The sequence below is a fragment of the Erythrobacter donghaensis genome, from assembly GCF_002155425.1.
Taxonomy (GTDB): Bacteria; Pseudomonadota; Alphaproteobacteria; order Sphingomonadales; family Sphingomonadaceae; genus Erythrobacter; species Erythrobacter donghaensis.
Map to the genome: position 1 here is coordinate 246,107 of NZ_MUYG01000009.1, position 20,862 is coordinate 266,968.

Below are 20,862 nucleotides of genomic sequence, written 5' to 3' on the forward strand. Positions count from 1 at the left end.
TGACCTCGCATGATGATGCTCCGGGCGGCAAGGACATTTCTTGTCGTCATGGGCATCATCTGGACGCTTCAGGGGCTCGGCTGGCTCAACTGGCCTCAGGGCAGCTTCATGCTGGCCGAGCGCCAATGGGCTATCTACGGCGGTCTGACAGCAATGGCGGGCGCGGGCCTACTGCTGATCGCGGCGCGCGCGAGCAGGCCCCGGGAGTAGCTAGGCCGACGGCAATTCGAGCCGGAACAGCGCCCCGCCGCCGGGTGCAACCTCGACCGTGAGGCTGCCGTCCATCGCTTCGGCCAGACGGCGCGAGATGTAGAGGCCGAGGCCCGATCCTCCATCCCGGCCACCGGCATTGTCGCGGCCCAGACGCTCGCCCTTGTCGAAAATCCGCTCCGCCTGTTCGGCCGTGATGCCCTTCCCCTGATCCGCGACCGTCACCGCGACCCTGCCCTCCCCCGCCGTGTCGGCGCTGATCGTCACCGTGCTGGCGGGGGGCGCATAAGCGATCGCGTTGCCGATCAGATTGATGAGGATTTGGAGCACCCGGCGGAATTCGGCGGTGGCAACCGCCGCGCCGCGCTCGCCCTCGATGACCAGCAGCGTCTCCCGGTTCTGCGCGCGCACGCCGAGGATCCCCGCCGCCCGCCCCGCCGCGTCGGCGAGATCGACCGGCTCCTTCGCGGTGGCAAAGCCGGGGGTCTCGACAACTTCGAGATCGGCCAGATCGTCGAGCATAGCCGCCAGATGCTGCCCGGCACTGGCGATGGTGCCGGCATAATCGCTGTATTCGTCGCGCAAAGGCCCGGCGAGCCGCGCGCGGATGGTCTCCGCATTGGCGATGATGCGGGCGACCGGCTGACGCAGCACCGGGGTCAGCGCGGTGCCGACGAGCCGCGCCGGCGAGGCATCGGGCGTCTCGTCGTTGGAAAGCTCCACGGGCATCTCGGCAAGCGGCTCTTCGGCGATCAGCAGCAGTTCGAAACCCGCCGGGCTCTGCGCGTCCGGACCGAGTGGGATCAGCCGAACCCGCCAATGGCGCAGCGACCCGGCAAAGCTGCACATCGCCCCGTCGAGCAACCGCCAGTGCAGCGGCTGATGATGGGTGATGCCCTGCAGTTCGACCAGCTCGCTCCACACCTGCCCCGGCGTTGCGAGTGCTGCGGCCTGCAAGCCGAGCGCATCGGGCGCGCGGGCGCTCAGCACCACAATCCGCTGGCGCGCATCGAGCCGCGCGCTGACCTCGGCGGTGGCGCGGTCTATCGCGTCGAGCCTTTCGGCAAATTCGCGGGCGCTCGGCGGGGTGACATTGCTGCGCTGCCAGTTCTCGACCAGCACCTCGCAGCCCCCGCCATCCTCGGGCCCAAGCGGGTGGATGCGGGCAAAGCCAGACACTTCCGCGTCGCCATCGAAGGCGGAAAAGCTGCGCGCGATCTTCAATCCCATAGAGCGCGCCTGCTGCACCAGTGCCAGCAGTTCGGGAATCGCCAGCGTGCCCGGAATGTCGCCCCCGCAGCGCTCCTGCAACTCGGCGAGCGGCGCGTCGGCGCTCATCAGGCGCCCCTGCGCATCGATCAGGCCATAGGCGCCCAGCAGGCTGTCGGTCTGATCCATCGCGTTCACAAGGCCAGCCCGATCAGCGCGGCGGCGCGGGCTTCAGTGAGATCGGCAAAGCCGCGCGGCAGGCGGGCGGCGGGATCGAGCAGCGTCAACTGGCGCTCGGCGGCAGGCAGGCTCTGCCCGGCCGCGCGCAGCATCAGCGCAAGCCGCAGGCCCTGCCCCTCGTGACACGCCAGCACCGCCTGCGCGCGCGGCTGACGCGCAGCAGCGGCCAGCGCACTGGCGAATAGCGCAAGGCCCGCATGATCAATCGCCAGCGCCGCCAGCGCCCCGCGCCGCATCGCTGCCACAAGCCGTGCCAGCAGGCCGATCCGGCTCGCCGCCTCGTCATAGCCCGCCTGCACCTCGGCCCCGCCCGCCCCTGCATGAGCGATCAGGTCATGGAACAGTTCGGCCGGAAGCTCGCTCAGCGGCAACTCCATCCGCCGCGCGCTCTGCACGAAGCGCGATTGCGCGGCGAGCGTGCTCATGGCGAGGCTGGCGATGGCAGTATCTTCCGCGGCGATCAGCTCCTGCAACAGCGGGCTCAGCACCGGGTCAATGGCGTGGCGCTGCTGGAGCTTTTCGGCAAGCAGGCTCTCGGTGGCAAGTGCATGGCAATGGGCGAGCAGTGCCTCATGCGCCATCAGCCGCTCGGCGAGAGGATCGCGCTCGGCAGGCGAGGAAAGCCGCGTCGCCGGATCGTGCCCTCCGGCTGCCGCCAGCAATTGCGCCGCCAGATCGCCGACCATCCCGCGCACCCGCGCCAGGATCGCGTCGCTCATCAGCCCATTGGCCTCACTCATGAGAAGATGGCGCAGCACGGGGACGACAGCACCCAGCGCGCGGGACTCGCGCGCGAGTGCGTCCGCAAGGATCGCCTCGACAGCAGGGTCGGCGGCCAGGTCCATTCCGTGTTTGTCCATCCTTGCAAGGGATACGCCCCGCATAGTTAAGACCGCGTTAGATCACATTGGCGGCTTACGCAGCAGCAAAGCTGCCAATAGCCCCAAGGCGAGACACCCCAGCGCTTCCGTCAAAAGCCCGAAAGCCGCCGCTAGCGCGAGGGCGAACAGCAAGGCAGCCCGGTCGCCCGCGATCACCGCCAGCGCGCTGCCCTCTCCCCGTGCAACCAACCGGGCGAGGCCGATCACGATGGGGCCGAGCACGGCGAGCGGCTGCCACACGGGCCAGGGCGCCAGCGCAAACCACAGGCACACCGCCGCGAGCGCATCGACCGCCAGCGCCAGCGGGCCCGAGGGCCCGCGACCAGCGCCGCGTCGCTGCAAACCGGCCACCAGCGCGCTCTGATAGGCGGCAATCTGGCCCGCAAAGGCGCCGAGACCCGCCAGCGCCAACCCGGCCGCCGCAGGCCCGAAGGCTGACGTCATGACGCCAGCGAGCAGCACCACCAGCGCGACTCCGCCCGCCAGCGTTATGCCTTGGGCAAGACCCTTGGGCGCGAGCGCTCTCACCACCAGCGCCGCCAGCCCCGCCAGCGGCGCGCGCCAGTCGGGCGGCGACGCGGCACGGGCGATCATCCCACGCTCGGCCTCGCGCAGCCGCGCGGGATCGGCAGCGAGCAGCCAGCGGCCGTCGGCCATATCAGCGGCGGAGAGATCGCGGCAGGGCGTTCCGGCTTGCAAGGCGAGCCGCAGCAGCAGGCTGATCGCGTCGGAATCGGGCGGAAAATCGGCCAGCTGCTGCACCGACGCGCCGCGCATCGCCAGCACCCCGGCCCAGCGGCGCGTAGCGTCGATCCGCTCGAAATCATCCGCGTGAGCGGCGGCCAATGGGTGATCGGAGGGCAAAGCGGCAACCGCCCTCCGCCACGACCCCGCATCGCCCAGCACCGCGTGCACTGCCGCCGAATCGGGAATGAGCCCATCCGCCACGATAATCAGATCATCCTCGGCCCTGACCAGCGCAGGTAGCGCGGCAAAGCTCTGGAGCGCATGGAACCCGATCCCGCGGCTTTCCAGATCGTGCTGCACGGCGAGCAGTTCGGGCGATGGCCCCTCGGCAAGGCACAGCACACGCTCCACGCCCAGCGCCTCGAGCAGCGCCGCCTGCCACGCCAGCACCGGGCGACCGGCGAGCGAAAGCGCGGCGCGCGGGCGCCCGTCATCGCTCCGGCGAAGTGCGGCCATCAGGCCGATACGCATGCTTTTGATTGTCCCCTCGCCTTGCGGTTCAAGCCAAAGGGATTGGCGGTTTGCGCGTCGCTGTTCAAGCCGGGATGCACGGCACCTGCCTCGCGGCAGGAACGGCGCAGCGGATCAGCGGCCCGCGCTGCGGCGCAATTCGGCGGCCTGAGCGCGGGTAAAGCGCGCCAGCACGCCTTCGACCTCGCGGATCGCCATCGGCTCGCCGGGGGCTGCGTGGAGGGCAATTTCGGCGGCCTGAAGCAGGTCTTCGGCGTTGAAGCTTGCGGCGAGCCCCTTCAACCGCATCGCCGCGACGTGCCAATTGCCATCGCAACGTGCGCGCTTGAGAAGATCGAGCTGGCGCGTCGCGCTTTCGATAAAGGCCGCACGCAGCTCGCGCAGCAAGGCGGCATCGTCGCCGGCTGCTGCCGCCAGTGTTGCATCGAGGGCGCCGTGATTGAATGCCATATCCAACGGCTTAACGCGAATTGGGTTAATGCGGGGTTTATCCCGATTCCGGCTGTGGTATGACAGCGGGATGGCAGAACGGCACCAGATGCGCGCCTTGGGGCGCGGCAGCAGCGAAAACGGTTCGGGCGAGGCAGCTTCGGGCGCGGACGAGGCAATGCACGCGGGCGGCGGAGAGACGCTCGATCTGGGCGAATACGCGGCGGACGATGCCGCTGACGACGCGCCGGTTTCAGGCGGCGCGCGCTGGCTCGCGCCGGTGCTGGCGGGCCTTGTGGTGGCCGGGTGGAGCGGATTCTTCGTCTGGGCACATCTCGCCGCCATGCAGGCCGGGGCCGCCCCTGCGCAATGGGCCGAGTGGGTGGTGCAATGGGCCGTGCCGGTCGGTCTCGTCGGGATCGCCTGGCTGCTCGCCATGCGCAACTCGCAGGCTGAAGCTCGGCGATTTGCGGCCACTGCTGCACATATGAATCGGGAGAGCGCGGCGCTCGAAGCGCGGCTCAAGATCGTCAACCGCGAGCTCAGCCTGGCGCGGGAGTTTATCAGCGCACAATCGCGCGACCTCGAAGCGCTCGGCCGGATCGCGGCGGAGCGGCTGTCCACCCATGCGGGCGAATTGCAGGCGCTGATCGTCAGCAACGGCGCACAGGTCGACAGTATCGCCATCACCAGCGAAACCGCGCTCGGCAACATGAACCGTTTGCGGGACGATCTGCCGGTGATCGCCAACGCCGCGCGCGATGTGGCCAACCAGATCGGCAGCGCGGGCCGCGTGGCCGAGGATCAGCTGGCGCGTCTTTCCGGCGGTCTCACGCAGCTGACCGAAGCGGGCGCGACAAGCGAGACGCAGGTTGCGCGCCTGACCGGGCAGATCGGCGACGCGATCGGCCAGTTCGAAGCGCAAGGCACACGGGTCGAGGCGCTGATTACCGAGCGCTTCGGGGCGCTTCAGAGCGAGGCCGAAGCCTATCGTCAACGCCTCGCAACGCTCGAGGAAGAGGCGCTTGCCGCGCAGGCCGCCCGCGCGGCTGCGGCAGCCGAGGCGACCGACAGCATCGCCGCGCGCCTCACCGAAGCTACCGCCAGCGCGCAGAGCGGCTTTGCCGCCGCAATCAGCGCGCTGCACGATACCATGGTCGAAAAGCTCAAGTTGGTCGATCAGCTCGACCGCAGCACCGGCTCGGCGACCGCCCAGCGCATGACCGAACTGCGCGACGAGGCGCTGCGGATCGACAACCAGCTGGCCGAACGTGCGCGTCAGTTCGAAGAGGCGATCCAGCAGCGCCAGGCCGCGTTCGAGACGCACGAAGCGCAGGCGAGCGAAGTGCTCTCACAGCGCCTCGCCGCGCTCGACGATGCCCTTGCCCAGCGGCGCGAGGCACAGCTGGCCGAGATCGCGCAGCTGGTCGCGCATGGCGAGACGCTGACGGCCCGCGCAGGCGAGCTTGGCGCGCAAATTGCCGCGATCGATGCCTCGGCAACGACCGTGAGCGCCAATCTGGGCTCGGGCATAAGCACGCTGGCGCAGCAGCTGGCCGACAAGCGCGCGGCGCTTGCCGCGACCGAGGCGCAGCTGGCGCAGCTTACCGACAGCGGCGTGCGACTGCTCGAAATCCTGCAATCGGGCGCACGCACCTGCGAGACCGATCTCACGCAGGCGATCGGCGGTGCCAGCGGTGCGCTCGAAGAAGTCGAAGCGCGGGCGGGCAAGGTCGAGGCGCTGATGCTGCGCAGCACCGAGGCGGGCAGCGACCTGTCGGACTATCTGCTCCGCACCCGCGCCGATATCGACGCCGCAGAAATCGCCATCGCCAGCTTCAAGTCACGCCTCGCCGAGGACAGCGAGGATGCGCTCGCCAGGCTGCAAGGGCTGCGAGGCGGCTTTGCCCGATTGGCGGAGGAAAGCGGCACACTCGCGGGCGAGACACAGGATGCCTTGCGTCAAGCGCTCGCCGCGCTGGAGACCGCGATCACGCAGGCCTTCGCAACGCTCGAAGGCGGCACCCGTGACAAGGCCCGGACGCTCGCCGAAAACCTCGGCGCGGAGGCGGTCGAAGTGCTCGAACGCAGCCTGCGCAACGAGACGGCGGCGACGCTCGGCAAGCTCGAGCAATCCGCCGCCCATGCCTCGGGCGTCGGGCGCGAGGCGGCGATCCAGCTGCGCGACCAGCTGGTCAAGGTCAACGAGCTGACCGGCAATCTCGAACAGCGCGTCACCCGCGCGCGCGAATTGGCCGAGGAGCAGGTCAATAACGACTTCACCCGCCGCATGGCGCTGATCACCGACAGCCTCAACTCCGCCGCGATCGACATTACCAGCGCGATCGCGACCGAGGTGACCGACACGGCGTGGGACGCTTACCTGAAGGGCGACCGCGGCATCTTCACCCGCCGCGCGGTGCGCCTGATCGACAATGGCACCGCCCGCGACATCGCCGCGCTCTACACCAGTGACGAGATGTTCAAGGCCAATGTCAGCCGCTACATCCACGATTTCGAGGCACTGCTGCGCCAGACGCTCTCGACCCGCGATGGTCACGTGCTGAGCGTGACGATGCTGGGATCGGACATGGGCAAGCTCTACGTCGCGCTTGCACAGGCGATCCAGCGCCTGCGGACCTAATCGGAGGGCGCCGCACCCGGCGGCTTGGGCAGGATGTCGATATCCGCCGCAGTGATCCAGCCATTGGTGTAGTTGGCGACGAACAGCGCCGTCAGCACCGCGGCGATCACCCCGGCGCGCGCGGCAAGCCGGCCGGGGCGGAAATTGACCGGCGCGCTCTCGGCTTGTCCCGGCACCTTCTCGACACCCGCTTCGTCAGCGGTCTTCACGCCGAACGGCAGCATGAGAAAGCCGGTCATCACGAAGAACAGGAAATAGATCGCAAGGATCGAAGTGATCGCCATCAGGCCGCCGCCCCCGGCATGACCACGCGCACCTGCGGCCGCTTGCCCGACCAGCGCTGCGCCGCACGGCGGGCAGCGAGGCGCGCGGCTTCGCGGATCGCGCCCTCGTCCTTGGCGTCGCGGCCCTTGAGGCGGCCAATCGCGGTCAGCACATCGTTCGCAGCTTCTTCAAGGAAATCGGGCAGGTCTTCATCGAGCGGCAGGCCCACCGCTTCGATCACCGGACGGCTCCCACGCGCGAGCACGACCACGACCACGCCTTCGCCCGCGATCCGGCGGCGCATGGTGATCGCATCGCCATCGGCAGGCGAGATGATGTCGCCATCGAGCACCAGACGACCGGCGCGCACTTCCGCGAGCTTGCCCGGCTTTCCGGGCGCGAGGCGGACGATGTCGCCGTTCTTCTGCACCACCTGCGCCGGGATGCCGCAGGTCTTCCCGAGCCGCGCCTGTTCGGCCATGTGGCGGATCTCGCCGTGGACGGGCACGAGCACCTCTGGCTTGAGCCAGCTGTAAAGCGCCTCAAGCTCCGGCCGCCCCGGGTGGCCCGAGACGTGGATCAGCGCCTGCCGATCGGTCACCATCTCGATACCGCGCGCGGCAAGCTGATTCTGGATCTTGCCGATCGCGATCTCGTTGCCCGGGATCTGGCGCGAGGAGAATAGCACCACATCGCCCGCGACCAGTTCGATCGGGTGATTCATGTCGGCCATCCGGCCGAGCGCGGCGCGTGGTTCGCCCTGCCCGCCGGTGGCGATGATCAGCACTTCGCCGCGCGGCAGGCCCATCGCGGTGTCGAAATCGATCGGCTTGGGGAAATCCTCGAGATAGCCATTATCCTGCGCCACCTCGATGATGCGGTCGAGCGAACGGCCCGCGACACACAGTTGCCGCCCGGTCTCGCGCGCGACCTCGCCCAGCGTCTGGAGCCGTGCCACATTGCTGGCGAAGGTAGTGACGACCACGCGCTTGCCCTTGTGGCGCGCGACTTCCTCCATCAGCGCCTTGTGCACCGCGCCCTCGCTGCCCGAGGGGTTGGGGTTGAAGACATTGGTGGAATCGCACACCAGCGCCAGCACGCCTTCCTCGCCGATCTCGCGCAGTTCTTCCTCGGTGGTGGGCTCGCCGATGATGGGGTCATCATCAAGCTTCCAGTCGCCGGTGTGGAAGATTCGCCCGTGCGGCGTGTCGATCAGCAGCGCATTGCCCTCAGCAATCGAGTGCGCGAGCGGCAAGTAGGTGATGGTGAACGGCCCGAGTTCGATCTCGCCGTGATCGTCCTCGATGATGTTGAGTTCGACCTGGCCGAGCAGGCCGGCCTCTTCGAGCTTCCGCGCCACCAGATCGGCGGTGAAGGGCGTGGCATAGAGCGGCACGCCCAGCTCGCCCGCGAAATAGGGCACCGCGCCGATGTGGTCTTCATGCGCGTGGGTCAGGACGATGCCGATGAGGTCCTTCGCGCGCTCCTCGATAAAGTCGAGATCGGCGAAAACCAGTTCAACGCCGGGATATTCGTTGCCCGAGAAGGTCATGCCGAGATCGACCATGATCCACTTGCCCTGACAGCCATAGAAATTGACATTCATGCCAATCTCTCCGGAGCCGCCGAGGGCAAGGAACAGCAATTCGTCTTCGGGGGTAAAATCTTTTTTCACAATGTCTCTTACGTTGCGCAGGCTCAGGCGGTTTCGGCCTGGCGGGCGAGGATGGCGAGGCCATCAAGGGTGAGATCGGCATCGACGTGGTCGAAGATGTCGGTCGCGTCATCGAACAATATGGCGAGCCCGCCGGTCGCTACAACCTTTGCCGGACGGCCGATTTCGACCTTCATCTTGGCGACCATGCCCTCCATCATCGCGACATAGCCCCAGAACACGCCGATCAGCATCTGGTCTTCGGTGTTGCGACCGATGACGCTGCGGCTGGCGGGTGCCTTGATCGCGATGCGCGGAAGCTTGGCGGTTTTGCCGACCAGCGCGTCGAGCGAGAGATTGATCCCCGGCGCGATCGACCCGCCCTTGTAGGCGCCGGTGAAGTCGACCGCCTCGAACTTGGTGGCGGTGCCGAAATCGACGACGATCAGGTCGCCGCCATACTTGTGGTGTGCGGCGAGGATGTTGAGCGCGCGGTCGGCGCCCAGCGAGGACGGCTGATCGACATCGATCTCGAACCGCCACGCCGCCTTGCCCTGCCCGGCAAACAGCGGGGTGATGCCGAAATATTTCTGGCACAGCACAGTGAGGTTGTGGTCGGCACGCGGCACCACCGATGCGACGATGATCTGGGTGATCTGGTCGCGCTCGACCCCCTCGATCTTGAGCAGCTGAAGCAGCCACACGGCATATTCGTCCCCCGTGCGGCGCGGATCGGTGGCGATGCGCCAGCGCGCGCGGATGGTGTGGGTGCCATCCGCGTTCAGATCGAACAGGGCAAAGACGACATTGGTGTTCCCGACATCGGCGGCGAGCAGCATGGGGGGCGGTCCTTCTCTCAGGAAATGTCGCCAGCGCGAATGACACGTTCGCTGCCATCCGCCAAGCGCAGGCGCAAGGCGCCGTCACTTTCCTCCAGCCCCGCGAAGGAGCCGGAGAGCACCGAGCCATCGGTGTCATGGACGGTTACCGGGGAGCCCTGCGCGTGGAGCGACTGCCCGAGAAAGGCGTGGAGCGTCGGCAAGAGTCCATAAGTGCGCCAGCCTGCGAGCCTGCGGTCGAAGGCGGCGGCGAGGCTCTCGGCGAAGCTTTCGAGCGACGGCGGCGCACCGACATCGGCGAGTGCTGCGGTCTTGCGTCCCTCGACCTGCGGGGCCTTGGCGAGGTTAACCCCGATGCCGACGACGATATGCCCGCGCACCATCTCGAGCAGAATGCCTGACAGCTTGCCGCCATCGAGCAAAACGTCGTTGGGCCATTTCAATGCGAGCGGCGCATCGTCGCCCAGCGCCGCGGCGGCAGCATCGCGCACGGCGAGCGCGGCGACGAAGCTGAGCGTGGCAGGCGGCGGCCCGCCCTCACCGACCGCAACGACGGTCGAGCCCATGAAATTGCCCGCCCCATCGAACCATTCGCGCCCCTGCCGCCCGCGCCCGGCGGTCTGTCGGCGGGCGACCAGCCAGTGCCCTTCTGCCCAGCCCTCCCCGCTGCGCAGCGCGGCGGCGAGGTCGGCATTGGTCGAGCCAGTCTGTTCGGTGAGCGTGATCAAACCAGAACGATGAAGAGCGACCGGGCCGCCTTGTCGGCCAGATCGGTCAGCGACGGCGTCAGCAGGTAGCCCAGCGGCGAGATGATCAGCGCGGTCAGCCCGAGCAGCACCCAATGCCCCGTCTCGCTCTTGCCGGTGACGACGCCAGCGGGCTCATCGAAGAACATAACTTTGACGAATTTGATGTAGTAGAACGCCCCGATCACGCTCGCCGCGATGGCGATGGCGCCGAACGCCACAAGGCCTGCCTCGATGGTCGCCTGAAACACCACGAACTTGCTGTAGAAGCCGAGCAGCGGCGGGATGCCGGCAAGGCTGAACATGAAGATCAGCAGCGCCCAAGCGATTGCCGGACGGGTGACGGACAGCCCGCGGATGTCGGCAAAGGTTTCGAACAGCTCCCCGTCCTCACCCCGCAGCATCAGCAGCGCGACGAAGCTGCCGATGCTCATCGCGACATAGATGAACAGGTAAACCAGCATCGCGCTCGCGCCGTCGACATTGGCGACCGCGAGGCCGAGGAGGATGAAGCCGATATTATTGATCGAGGAATAGGCCAGCAGGCGCTTCAAATTCTCCTGCCCGATCGCGCCGAGCGCGCCGAAGATGATCGAGGCGAGTGCCATGAACATCACGATCTGCTGCCAGGCCTGCACCTGACCGCCGAAGACTTCGAACACCACGCGCGCAGTCAGCGCCACGGCGGCGACCTTGGGGGCAGTGGCGAAGAAGGCGGTGACGGGCGTCGGAGCGCCTTCGTAGACGTCGGGCGTCCACATGTGGAACGGCACGGCGCTGATCTTGAAGGCGAGGCCGGAGAGCACGAAGATCACGCCAAGCAACGCGCCGGTGCCCATGGTGCCGCTCAGCCCCGCGCGCACCGCGTCGAACGCCGTGCCGCCGGTGAAGCCATAGAGCAGGCTCATCCCGTAGAGCAGGATCCCCGAGGCCAGCGCGCCAAGCACGAAGTATTTGAGCCCCGCCTCGCCCGAACGCGTGTCTCGGCGCAGAATCGCGGCGAGCACGTAGGCCGACAGGCTGTTGAGCTCGAGCCCGAGATAGAGGCTCATGAAATCATTGGCGGAGACCATGATGCTCATGCCCACGGCCGCGAACAGCACCAGCACCGGATATTCAGCGCGCATCCCGCGTTCGGTGCCCGCCGTAGGGCCAGCGAAGAAGGCCGGCGCAACCATCAGCGCGGCGATCGCCGCGAGATAGATCAGCGCCTTGGCGAAGAGCGCAAAGCTGTCGACTTTGAGCAGCCCGCCAAAGGCAAGCGTGGCCGGGCCATCGGTGCCGAAATGCAGCCCCGGCACCAGCAGCACGCCAGCAACGAACAGCGCAGTGGCCGCCGCAATCGCGATCTTGCGCGCGGCCTTGTCACCGCCCCACGCGGCGAGCAGCAGCAGCACGAGGCCGGTGCCGGTCAGCACCAGTTCGGGAAGCGTCAGGGCAAAGGAAGGGACGAAATCCATCAGTGCGCGCCCTCCCCGGCGGCGTTGTCATGGTGGGGCAGCGCGTTCGCCGCTTCGGCGCGGGGCGTGCCGGGCGCAAGCTGTGCGTCGGAAGCCGGGGCAGCAGCGGAAAGCCGGGCTTCGAGCACCGCGATATCCTCGCGCATCGGGGCGAGGAAGCTTTCGGGATAAACCCCCATCCACAGCACGGCGGCGGCGATCGGAGCCATCATGATCCACTCGCGCGCAGAAATGTCACGCATCGCGGCGGCGTCTTCATTCACCTGCCCGCCGAACGCGACGCGGCGGTAGAGGTAGAGCATATAGGCCGCACCCAGAATGATCCCGGTCGTGCAGATCAGCGCGACGAGGCTCGATGTCTGGTAGATACCCGCCAGCGACAGGAACTCGCCGACGAAGCCGCTGGTGCCCGGCAGGCCGATGCTCGCCATGGTGAACAGCAGGAAGAACAGCGCGTAATAGGGCATGTTGATCGCCAGGCCGCCGTAACGCGCGATCTCACGGGTGTGCAACCGGTCGTAGATGACCCCGACACAAAGGAACAACGCCCCCGACACGAGCCCGTGGCTGAGCATCACGATCATCGCGCCCTCAAGCCCCTGCACGTTGAACGCGAACAGGCCGACGGTGACGATCGCCATGTGCGCGACCGAGGAATAGGCGATCAGCTTCTTCATGTCGGCCTGCACCAGCGCGACGAGCGAGGTGTAGACCACCGCGATCATCGATAGCGCGAAGACCAGCCAGGCAAACTGAGCCGAAGCCTCGGGGAACATCGGCAAGCTGAAGCGGATGAAGCCATATCCGCCGAGCTTCAGCAGCACGCCCGCCAGAATCACCGAGCCGGCGGTAGGCGCCTGCACGTGTGCATCGGGTAGCCAGGTGTGCAGCGGCCACATCGGCACCTTAACCGCGAAGCTCGCGAAGAAGGCCAGCCACAGCCATGTCTGCGCCTCGGCCGGGAAGGGATATTGCATCAGCGTCGGGATGTCCGAGGTGTCGGCCTGCGCCACCATCCAGAACATCGCGATCAGCATCAGCACCGATCCGAACAGCGTGTAGAGGAAGAACTTGTAGCTCGCGTAGATGCGGTTGTCCCCGCCCCACACGCCGATGATCAGATACATCGGGATGAGGCCGGCCTCGAAGAAGACGTAGAACAGGAACAGATCCTGCGCCGCGAAGGTGCCGATCATCAGCACCTCCATGAACAGGAAGGCCGCCATGTATTCGCCCACGCGCTTTTCGATCGCTTCCCAGCTGGCAAGGATGCAGACCGGCATCAGGAACACGCTGAGCATGATCAGCAGCAACGCAATCCCGTCGATCCCCAGCGCATAGCTGAAGCCCGCGAAGAGCTCCGCGCGCTCGGTGAACTGCCATTGCGGGCCGCCGATCTCGTAATTCGACCACAGCACGACGCCGAGCGCGAAGGTGACAAGCGTCGCCCCGAGCGCGATCCAGCGTGCGGCGTTGGCGCCCGAAAACAGGCACGCCAGCGCGCCCGCCAGCGGCACGAGCATCATCAGCGACAGGATGGGAAGGCCTTCCATTACGAAGCGCGCTCCTAAAGCAGAACGTAGGTGACAGCGGCGACCAGCCCGAGAAGCATGATCAGCGCATAGGTGTAGACGTAGCCAGATTGGATCGACTTGGCCGCAGTGGCACTGCGGTCGACCACCCAGGCGATGCCGTTGGGGCCGAAGCGGTCGATCGTGCCGATATCGCCGAGCTTCCAGAAGGCGCGTCCCAGCGCGAAGGCGGGCTTCACGAAGATCGCGTCATAGAGCTCGTCGAAATACCACTTGCGATAGACGAAGTTGTGCAGCGCACCGAAGGTCGCGACGAACTTTGCCGGGATGTCGGGCTTCGCGATATAGGCGACATAGGCCCCGGCCAAGCCGATCAGCATCACCACGGTCGCGGTCAGCTTCACCCACAACGGCACACCGTGCATCGCATGGATCAGGTCTTCATTGTAGAAGATCGCGCCGTTCCAGAAAGCTTCGCCGTCGATGAACTGCGTGTGGAACACGAAGCCCGAGAAGATGGCGCCGAGGCTCAGGATGGCGAGCGGAAGCAGCATCGAGACGGGGCTTTCGTGGGGGTGATAGCCCGCCGTGCCTTCATGGTCTTCAGGTGAAGGAACGTCGTGATGCGCGTCGTGTCCGGCATCTTCCTGCCGCGGCGCATTGTCGTGATCGGAATCGTGATGACCATCGTGAACGGCGTGCTGGATATGCTCCGACTGCGCCCAGCGCGGCTTGCCCCAGAAGGTCAGGAACATCAGGCGCCACGAATAGAAGCTGGTGAGCAGCGCCGCGACCGCACCCGCCCAGAAGGCGAACTGCCCCGCCCCGTTATGGCGCGCGAAGGCGGCTTCAAGGATCGCATCCTTTGAATAGAAGCCCGCAAAGCCGAACGCGCCCAAGATGCCGACGCCGGTGATCGCGAGCGTGCCCGCCATCATCGCCCAGAAGGTAACCGGGATCTTCTTACGCAGGCCGCCATAATAGCGCATGTCCTGCTCGTGATGCATCGCGTGGATCACTGAGCCCGCGCCGAGGAACAGCAGCGCCTTGAAGAAGGCGTGGGTGAAGAGGTGGAACATCGCCGCGCCATAGGCGCCCACGCCAGCGGCAAAGAACATGTAGCCCAGCTGCGAGCAGGTCGAATAGGCGATCACCCGCTTGATGTCCCACTGCGTTGTGCCGATGGTCGCGGCAAAGAAGCAGGTGGCAGCGCCAACGATGGTGACAATGGTGAGCGCGGTCGGCGCGGTCTCGAACATCGGCGAGAGGCGGCACAGCATGAACACGCCCGCGGTCACCATGGTCGCGGCGTGGATCAGTGCGGAGACCGGCGTTGGCCCTTCCATCGCGTCCGGCAGCCAAGTGTGGAGGCCGAGCTGCGCCGACTTGCCCATCGCGCCGATGAACAGCAGGATGCACAGGATATCCATCGTGTAGAGGCGCATGCCGACAAAGGTGATCGTCGCGCCGCTCATCGCCGGAGCCATGTCGAGGATCGCGGGGATCGAGGTCGTCTGGAACACCAGATAGGTGCCGAAGATGCCGAGCATAAACCCGAGGTCACCGACGCGGTTGACCACGAAGGCCTTGATCGCGGCGGCCCCTGCGCTGGGCTTGCGGAACCAGAAGCCGATCAGCAGATAGGACGCAAGGCCCACGCCTTCCCACCCGAAGAACATCTGGACGAGGTTGTCCGCCGTCACCAGCATCAGCATCGCAAAGGTGAACAGCGAAAGGTAGGCGAAGAAGCGCGGCTGATCCGGGTCTTCCTCCATGTACCCCCAGGAATAGAGGTGGACGAGCGCCGAAACCGAGTTGATCACCACCAGCATGATCGCGGTGAGGGTGTCGACGCGCAGGCTCCAATCGAAGCTCAGCGTGCCGCTTTCGACCCACTTGAGAACCGGCAAGACTGTCGCCGTCTCGCTCCCGCCGAGGAAGCCCAGGAAGATCGGCCAGCTGAGCCCCGCCGACAGGAACAGCGCGCCGGTCGTCACCGACTTGGCGGCAACATTGCCGATCATGCGATTGCCGAGGCCCGCGACAAGCGCAGCCAGCAGCGGCCCGAAAACGATGATAAGGATCGAATTCACTGCGAAATCACCCCTTCATCCGGTTGATATCGTCAACCGCGATCGAGCCGCGGGTGCGGAAATAGATCACCAGGATCGCGAGCCCGATCGCCGCCTCGGCCGCAGCCACAGTCAGCACCAGCATCGCGAAGATCTGGCCCGTCAGGTCGTTGAGGAAGGCGCTGAAGGCGACCAGATTGATGTTCACCGCCAGCAGGATCAGCTCAACCGCCATCAAGATGACGATCACGTTCTTGCGGTTGAGGAAGATCCCCAGGACGCCGAGCACGAACAGGATCGCGCCCACGGTGAGATAATGTTCGATGCCGATCACAGCTCGACCCCTTGGCCCACTTCGGGGCTCTTCATGACGGTTGCATCCTCGGGACGGCGACGGATCTGCTTGCCGACATCCTGCCGCGCACGCGCGCCGGGCTTGGGCGGCTGGAAGGTCAGCACGATCGCGCCAATCATCGCGACCAGCAGGATGATCCCCGCGATTTCGAACAGCACAATGTAGCGGCCGTAGAGCAACTCGCCGAGAGCGGCGATATTGCTGGTGCCCTCGGGCTGTGCGGTCACGCCATCGGGCGTCCCGAGGGTGAGGCCGCCCGCATTGTAGGCTCCCACGGCCAGAAGCAGCTCGGCGAGCAGCACCGCCGCGATCAGCAGCCCCAGCGGCGCATTGCGGCTTAGCCCCGCGCGCATCGCGGCAAAATCGATGTCGAGCATCATCACCACGAACAGGAACAGCACCGCCACCGCCCCCACATAGACGATCACCAGCAGCATCGCGATGAACTCCGCGCCCAGCAGCACCATCAGGCCGGCCGCGTTGAAGAACGCGAGGATCAGCCACAGCACCGAATGCACGGGGTTCTTCGCCATGACGACCATCACGGCGCTGGCGACGACGATGGTCGCGAAGAAATAGAAGGCGATGGCCTGTATCATGATGCGTCTCCGCCGATCCGTCTCCCCGGTGAAAACCGGAGTCCAGAAAGCGGCATTTGATCCCTTAGTCCAAGTCTGAGCCCCGGCAGGACGCCGTGGCCCGTGATCCCCGTTGCCTCGTCGCCGCGCGCCCTAGCGGTAGGGTGCGTCGGCTTCAAGGTTGGCCGCGATGGCCCGTTCCCATTTGTCACCATTCGCGAGCAGCTTGGCCTTGTCGTACAGCAGCTCCTCGCGGGTTTCGGTCGAATATTCGAAGTTCGGCCCCTCGACGATCGCATCGACCGGGCAGGCTTCCTGGCAGAAGCCGCAGAAGATGCACTTGGTCATGTCGATGTCGTAGCGGGTGGTGCGGCGGCTGCCGTCTTCACGCGGCTCGCTCTCGATGGTGATCGCCTGCGCGGGGCACACGGCCTCGCACAGCTTGCACGCGATGCAGCGTTCCTCTCCGTTCGGGTAGCGCCGCAGCGCATGCTCACCGCGGAAGCGGGGCGAGAGCGGGGCTTTCTCGAAGGGGTAGTTGATCGTCACCTTGGGCTTGAAGAAATACTTCAGCGTCAAGGCATGCGCCTTGAGGAATTCCCAGAGGGTGAACGATTTGATGAGGTGGGAGACCGAAGTCATTCCGGTAATTCCTTGCTCACTGCCGAAACCTCGAAATTGCAAAAACCGACAAACCTCTCGACGCTCTTTTGCTCCGCTCCAAACGCGGGATAGCGAAAGATGGAGATGGTGCCCTTCGGCGAGAAGGGCTCGTTGAGCGTCACTCGGTGCCTCCGCTCCATAATCGTGCCCAAAAACCAGGCCCTGCTCTCGCTCGGCTGGAAAGAACCCTTAAATTTGCCGGACAGACCGGTATCCTCAGGCGCAGACATCAGCAGAACCACTTGTTGGCCGCCTTGAGGAAACCTCTGCCAATCGCCAATCAGCCCTTCGAGCTGAAAGGTGCGACCTGCTTCATCATGCATCGCGCATTCGAAACTGCCGCTCTTGAACGGAAGCGGCGGCGAAGGCGGCGAAACCGGGGTTCGCTCCTGCGCGGCGGCAGCGCTCGTAATCGCAAGTGCGACAGACAGGGTGACAGGAGCTAACCTCATCCGAAATGCCCCGTCGCCATGAGATAACCGGACGTCACAGCCACAAACAGCAGGCTCATCGGCAGGAACACTTTCCACCCGAGGCGCATCAGCTGGTCATAGCGGTAACGCGGCACGGTCGCCCAGATCCAGCTGAACATGAAGAAGAACATGAAGGTCTTGAGCAGGAACCAGATGATCCCCGGCACCATGTAGAGCACCGGAATGTCGAGCGGCGGCAGCCACCCGCCCCAGAACAGCAGCGTGTTGAGCGAGCACATCAGCAGGATGTTGGCATATTCGCCGAGCCAGAACAGCGCGAAGCTCATCGAGGAATATTCGGTCTGGTAGCCCGCGACGAGCTCGCTCTCGGCCTCGGTAAGGTCGAAGGGCGCACGCGCGGTTTCAGCGAGCGCGGAGATGAAGAACACCACCCACATCGGGAAGAGCAGCGGGTGCACCGCATAGGCGTTGATCAGCCCGAGCCCGAAGCCCTGCTGCGCGTTCACGATGCCCGAGAGGTTGAAGGTGCCGGCAAACAGCACCACGCACACCAACACGAAGCCGATCGACACTTCGTAGGAGATCATCTGCGCAGACGCGCGCATCGCCGAGAAGAATGGGTATTTGGAGTTCGACGCCCACCCGCTCATCACCACGCCGTAAACCCCCATCGAGCTGATCGCGAGGATGTAGAGCAGACCGACATTGATGTCCGAAATCACCACGCCCGCATCGAACGGGATCACCGCCCAGGCCGCCAGCGCGACGGTGAAGGTGATGATCGGCGCGATCAGGAAAATGCCCTTGTTTGCCGCGGACGGGATGATGGTCTCTTGCAGGAAGACCTTGAGGCCGTCCGCGAAGGACTGGAGCAGCCCGAACGGCCCGACCACGTTGGGCCCGCGCCGCATCATGATCGCGCCCAGCACCTTGCGGTCGACATAGATCACCATCGCCACGCTGAACATGACGAGCAGCGAGACGATCAGGATCCCCGCGAACGTCGCGACGGTCCAGGCCCATTCATAGCTGAGGCCGAGGGATTGGAAGAAGGCGGTCATTCCGCAGCTCCCATCAATTTGTCGTGAATAGCCACCAAGGCGTGAAGCACGGCAGCGCCAATCAAAAGGTAGATCGCTTGATGTACGACGTAGAGGGCGGCACGAGACTTCTCATACCAGCCAATGATCTCATTAAGCTCCACCTGCCCCGTATCGCCAAGCCGAGTAACGACATACCACTCATTCGAGAGGCTCCATAAGAGGAATACCGGAACGAACGCATATAGTATAAACGGCAGGCGCCTGAGGAATTGCGGGAGCACGATCATTCCGCAGCCTCCTTAACGTCCGCCCCGTGCAGCAGTTCATCCGAACAACGCTGCATCACCTCGCTCGCGCGGGCGATGGGGTTGGTGAGGTAGAAGTCCTTGATCGGGTAGCCCGCAAGCTCGCCCTCGAACTTCGCGCCGCTGTCCGCCTTGGGCAGCGCTCCGTAATCTGCGAGGCCCTCTTCGCCCAGTGCGGGCACGGCGGCGATCATCTTGGCCTGAAGTTCCGAAAAGCTGTCGAAGCCGACGCTGACACCCACGCTATCTGCCAGCGCACGCAAAATCGTCCAATCCTCGCGCGCGTCGCCGGGGGCGAACACGGCCTTCTCCGCGAACTGCACCCGGCCCTCGGCGTTGACGTAGGTCCCGTCCTTCTCTGCGAAGGACGCGCCCGGCAGGATGATGTCTGCGTGATGCGCGCCCTTGTCGCCGTGATGGCCGATATAGACCTTGAGGCTCTTGGCGTAGGGCGCATAGTCCATCTCGTCCGCGCCGAGGCTAAGCAGCACCTTCGGCGAAGCGGCGACGATGTCGCCCATCCCGCCCGGCAGCGTGAAGCCGAGCATCAGCGAGGCCATCCGCGCCGCCGAGATGTGCAGCACGTTGAAGCCGTTCCAGCCATCTTTCACGAGCCCGAACTTGTCGACCAGCTTGAGCGCCGCCGGAAGCGCGCCCTTGGCGAGCGCCGCCGCGCCGAGGATCACAGCCGGGCGCTGGGCTGACTTCATGACGTCACCCAATTCCTTGGGGATGCGGTTCAGCAGCTTGAGGTCCGAGCCGAGGAAGGTCGCCTTGTAGGTCGGATCCCACTCGGGGCCGATGATGTAGACCTTCGCCCCCGCCTTCACCGCCTTGCGCAGGCGGACGTTGAGCAGCGCGGCTTCCCAGCGGACATTGCTGCCGACGATCAGGATCGCGTCGGCGGTCTCGATGCCCGCAAAGGTCGAATTGAAATTCACCGCCGCGAAGTTCGACACGTCATAGGTCATGCCGGTCTGGCGCGCTTCGGTCAGGTTCGAGCCGCAGGCATTGACCAGCGCCTTGGCGGCGAACATCGTCTCGGCATCGAGCAGGTCGCCCGCGACCGCCGCGATGCTGGCCTTGTCGCCTTCGAGCGAGGAGGCGATCATCCCGAAAGCCTCGGTCCACTCGGCGGGCTGGAGCTTGCCCTCGCGGCGCACCCAAACGCGGTCCAAGCGGCGCTTGGTGAGGCCGTCGACCTGGTAGCGGCCCTTGTCCGACAGCCATTCCTCGTTGACGTCGTCATTGACGCGCGGCAGCGCGCGCATGACTTCGCGGCCCTTGGAGTGGAGCGTGATGTTGGCGCCCACAGCGTCCGAGACGTCGATCGAGAGCGTCTTCTTCAGCTCCCACGGCCGCGCCTCGAAGGCATAGGGCCGCGAGGTCAGCGCACCCACCGGGCACAGGTCGATGACGTTCGCCGACAATTCGTGCGCCGCCGCCTGTTCGAGATAGGTGGTGATCTGCATGTCCTCGCCGCGGTACAGCGCGCCGATTTCGTCCACGCCCGCGATCTCTTCCGAGAAGCGCACGCAGCGGGTGCAGTGGATGCAGCGGGTCATGATCGTCTTGATCAGCGGGCCCATGTACTTCTCGGTCACTGCGCGCTTGTTCTCGTGGTAGCGCGAACCGCCGCGGCCATAGGCGACCGCCTGATCCTGCAAATCGCACTCGCCGCCCTGATCGCAGATCGGGCAATCGAGCGGGTGGTTGATGAGCAGGAACTCCATCACGCCTTCGCGGGCCTTCTTGACCATGGGCGAGTCGGTGCGGATTTCCTGACCATCGGCAGCGGGCAGCGCGCAGGAGGCCTGCGGCTTGGGCGGCCCGGGCTTCACCTCGACGAGACACATGCGGCAGTTGCCCGCGATGGAGAGGCGCTCGTGATAGCAGAAGCGCGGGATTTCCTTGCCCGCAAGCTCGCACGCCTGCAGCACAGTCGCGCCCGCCGGGACCTCGATTTCCTGACCGTCTACGGTGACTTTAGGCATTGCGGATGCCCTCTTCTCTTTTTTCTCTTATTCTTGCGTTCGTTTCGACCGCAGCTCCAGCAGCGATCACGAAACACCCAAGCATAATCAGC

The 20,862-nt window shown here is 65.6% G+C and carries 20 protein-coding genes; 2 read left to right on the forward strand and 18 right to left on the reverse strand.

The window, feature by feature from the left end; all coding sequences use genetic code 11:
* The first annotated feature begins 9 nt into the window (after positions 1–9).
* The gene (locus tag BZF59_RS07480) at positions 10–210 is read left to right on the forward strand and encodes a hypothetical protein (RefSeq protein ID WP_086607626.1); all 201 of its coding nucleotides are present in this window, start codon (positions 10–12) and stop codon (positions 208–210) included.
* On the opposite strand, the gene BZF59_RS07485 is transcribed toward BZF59_RS07480, so the two are convergent.
* From BZF59_RS07485 to BZF59_RS07500, 4 genes are all read right to left on the reverse strand, one after another.
* A complete protein-coding gene (locus BZF59_RS07485; RefSeq protein ID WP_086607627.1) occupies positions 211–1,608 on the reverse strand; it encodes a sensor histidine kinase in 1,398 nt (465 codons plus the stop codon).
* A 5-nt stretch (positions 1,609–1,613) separates the two neighbouring features.
* Positions 1,614–2,504, reverse strand: coding sequence for a hypothetical protein (locus tag BZF59_RS07490; protein WP_086607628.1), 891 nt, complete (start codon positions 2,502–2,504; stop codon positions 1,614–1,616).
* A 57-nt stretch (positions 2,505–2,561) separates the two neighbouring features.
* Positions 2,562–3,758: a hypothetical protein gene (locus BZF59_RS07495; RefSeq protein ID WP_086607629.1), complete on the reverse strand. Its 1,197-nt coding sequence runs from the start codon at positions 3,756–3,758 to the stop codon at positions 2,562–2,564.
* Positions 3,759–3,872: 114 nt separating this feature from the next.
* The gene (locus BZF59_RS07500) at positions 3,873–4,208 is read right to left on the reverse strand and encodes an Hpt domain-containing protein (RefSeq protein WP_086607630.1); all 336 of its coding nucleotides are present in this window, start codon (positions 4,206–4,208) and stop codon (positions 3,873–3,875) included.
* Between the two features lie 28 nt (positions 4,209–4,236).
* Here BZF59_RS07500 and BZF59_RS07505 point away from each other — a divergent pair, with 28 nt between their 5' ends.
* A complete protein-coding gene (locus BZF59_RS07505) occupies positions 4,237–6,831 on the forward strand; it encodes a coiled-coil domain-containing protein (protein ID WP_245806060.1) in 2,595 nt (864 codons plus the stop codon).
* Here the strand turns inward: BZF59_RS07505 and BZF59_RS07510 are convergent.
* From BZF59_RS07510 to nuoG, 14 genes are all read right to left on the reverse strand, one after another.
* Entirely contained in the window at positions 6,828–7,115 is a 288-nt protein-coding gene (locus tag BZF59_RS07510; RefSeq protein ID WP_086607632.1) for a DUF1467 family protein, read from the reverse strand. The genes BZF59_RS07505 and BZF59_RS07510 overlap by 4 nt on opposite strands.
* Positions 7,115–8,770 (reverse strand): ribonuclease J, encoded by a 1,656-nt coding sequence (locus BZF59_RS07515; protein WP_211277370.1) that lies wholly within the window; start codon positions 8,768–8,770, stop codon positions 7,115–7,117. Before BZF59_RS07515 ends, BZF59_RS07510 begins: the two co-directional genes overlap by 1 nt.
* Positions 8,771–8,793: 23 nt before the next feature.
* Positions 8,794–9,588: a type III pantothenate kinase gene (locus tag BZF59_RS07520; RefSeq protein WP_086607634.1), complete on the reverse strand. Its 795-nt coding sequence runs from the start codon at positions 9,586–9,588 to the stop codon at positions 8,794–8,796.
* A 17-nt stretch (positions 9,589–9,605) separates the two neighbouring features.
* A complete protein-coding gene (locus tag BZF59_RS07525; protein ID WP_086607635.1) occupies positions 9,606–10,316 on the reverse strand; it encodes a biotin--[acetyl-CoA-carboxylase] ligase in 711 nt (236 codons plus the stop codon).
* Positions 10,313–11,794 carry an NADH-quinone oxidoreductase subunit NuoN gene (gene nuoN, locus BZF59_RS07530; RefSeq protein ID WP_086607636.1) on the reverse strand — a complete coding sequence of 494 codons (1,482 nt, stop codon included), beginning with the start codon at positions 11,792–11,794 and terminating at the stop codon, positions 10,313–10,315. The genes BZF59_RS07525 and nuoN overlap by 4 nt, the downstream gene beginning before the upstream one ends.
* Entirely contained in the window at positions 11,794–13,347 is a 1,554-nt protein-coding gene (locus tag BZF59_RS07535) for an NADH-quinone oxidoreductase subunit M (RefSeq protein ID WP_086607637.1), read from the reverse strand. Before BZF59_RS07535 ends, nuoN begins: the two co-directional genes overlap by 1 nt.
* Before the next feature lie 14 nt (positions 13,348–13,361).
* Complete coding sequence (nuoL, locus tag BZF59_RS07540; RefSeq protein WP_086607638.1) at positions 13,362–15,419, reverse strand: NADH-quinone oxidoreductase subunit L; 2,058 nt, start codon at positions 15,417–15,419, stop codon at positions 13,362–13,364.
* A gap of 7 nt (positions 15,420–15,426) precedes the next feature.
* A complete protein-coding gene (nuoK, locus tag BZF59_RS07545) occupies positions 15,427–15,732 on the reverse strand; it encodes an NADH-quinone oxidoreductase subunit NuoK (protein WP_086607639.1) in 306 nt (101 codons plus the stop codon).
* The gene (locus BZF59_RS07550; protein ID WP_086607640.1) at positions 15,729–16,352 is read right to left on the reverse strand and encodes an NADH-quinone oxidoreductase subunit J; all 624 of its coding nucleotides are present in this window, start codon (positions 16,350–16,352) and stop codon (positions 15,729–15,731) included. Before BZF59_RS07550 ends, nuoK begins: the two co-directional genes overlap by 4 nt.
* Before the next feature lie 132 nt (positions 16,353–16,484).
* On the reverse strand, positions 16,485–16,973 hold the full coding sequence (nuoI, locus tag BZF59_RS07555; RefSeq protein WP_086607641.1) for an NADH-quinone oxidoreductase subunit NuoI: 489 nt from the start codon (positions 16,971–16,973) through the stop codon (positions 16,485–16,487).
* A complete protein-coding gene (locus BZF59_RS07560; RefSeq protein ID WP_086607642.1) occupies positions 16,970–17,446 on the reverse strand; it encodes a hypothetical protein in 477 nt (158 codons plus the stop codon). The genes nuoI and BZF59_RS07560 overlap by 4 nt, the downstream gene beginning before the upstream one ends.
* Complete coding sequence (gene nuoH, locus BZF59_RS07565) at positions 17,443–18,489, reverse strand: NADH-quinone oxidoreductase subunit NuoH (RefSeq protein WP_086607643.1); 1,047 nt, start codon at positions 18,487–18,489, stop codon at positions 17,443–17,445. Before nuoH ends, BZF59_RS07560 begins: the two co-directional genes overlap by 4 nt.
* Positions 18,486–18,758 (reverse strand): hypothetical protein, encoded by a 273-nt coding sequence (locus BZF59_RS07570; RefSeq protein WP_086607644.1) that lies wholly within the window; start codon positions 18,756–18,758, stop codon positions 18,486–18,488. Before BZF59_RS07570 ends, nuoH begins: the two co-directional genes overlap by 4 nt.
* Positions 18,755–20,770 (reverse strand): NADH-quinone oxidoreductase subunit NuoG, encoded by a 2,016-nt coding sequence (nuoG, locus tag BZF59_RS07575; protein ID WP_086607645.1) that lies wholly within the window; start codon positions 20,768–20,770, stop codon positions 18,755–18,757. Before nuoG ends, BZF59_RS07570 begins: the two co-directional genes overlap by 4 nt.
* Between the last annotated feature and the right edge of the window lie 92 nt (positions 20,771–20,862).

Excerpts from the sequence above, each read along its gene's own strand:
- BZF59_RS07480 (WP_086607626.1), top strand. The coding sequence starts at position 10 with ATGATGATGCTCCGGGCGGCAAGGACATTTCTTGTCGTCATGGGCATC.
- BZF59_RS07485 (WP_086607627.1), bottom strand. The coding sequence starts at position 1,608 with ATGGATCAGACCGACAGCCTGCTGGGCGCCTATGGCCTGATCGATGCG.
- BZF59_RS07490 (WP_086607628.1), bottom strand. The coding sequence starts at position 2,504 with ATGGACCTGGCCGCCGACCCTGCTGTCGAGGCGATCCTTGCGGACGCA.
- BZF59_RS07495 (WP_086607629.1), bottom strand. The coding sequence starts at position 3,758 with ATGCGTATCGGCCTGATGGCCGCACTTCGCCGGAGCGATGACGGGCGC.
- BZF59_RS07500 (WP_086607630.1), bottom strand. The coding sequence starts at position 4,208 with ATGGCATTCAATCACGGCGCCCTCGATGCAACACTGGCGGCAGCAGCC.
- BZF59_RS07505 (WP_245806060.1), top strand. The coding sequence starts at position 4,237 with ATGCGGGGTTTATCCCGATTCCGGCTGTGGTATGACAGCGGGATGGCA.
- BZF59_RS07510 (WP_086607632.1), bottom strand. The coding sequence starts at position 7,115 with ATGGCGATCACTTCGATCCTTGCGATCTATTTCCTGTTCTTCGTGATG.
- BZF59_RS07520 (WP_086607634.1), bottom strand. The coding sequence starts at position 9,588 with ATGCTGCTCGCCGCCGATGTCGGGAACACCAATGTCGTCTTTGCCCTG.
- nuoN (WP_086607636.1), bottom strand. The coding sequence starts at position 11,794 with ATGGATTTCGTCCCTTCCTTTGCCCTGACGCTTCCCGAACTGGTGCTG.
- BZF59_RS07535 (WP_086607637.1), bottom strand. The coding sequence starts at position 13,347 with ATGGAAGGCCTTCCCATCCTGTCGCTGATGATGCTCGTGCCGCTGGCG.
- BZF59_RS07550 (WP_086607640.1), bottom strand. The coding sequence starts at position 16,352 with ATGATACAGGCCATCGCCTTCTATTTCTTCGCGACCATCGTCGTCGCC.
- nuoI (WP_086607641.1), bottom strand. The coding sequence starts at position 16,973 with ATGACTTCGGTCTCCCACCTCATCAAATCGTTCACCCTCTGGGAATTC.
- BZF59_RS07560 (WP_086607642.1), bottom strand. The coding sequence starts at position 17,446 with ATGAGGTTAGCTCCTGTCACCCTGTCTGTCGCACTTGCGATTACGAGC.
- nuoH (WP_086607643.1), bottom strand. The coding sequence starts at position 18,489 with ATGACCGCCTTCTTCCAATCCCTCGGCCTCAGCTATGAATGGGCCTGG.
- BZF59_RS07570 (WP_086607644.1), bottom strand. The coding sequence starts at position 18,758 with ATGATCGTGCTCCCGCAATTCCTCAGGCGCCTGCCGTTTATACTATAT.
- nuoG (WP_086607645.1), bottom strand. The coding sequence starts at position 20,770 with ATGCCTAAAGTCACCGTAGACGGTCAGGAAATCGAGGTCCCGGCGGGC.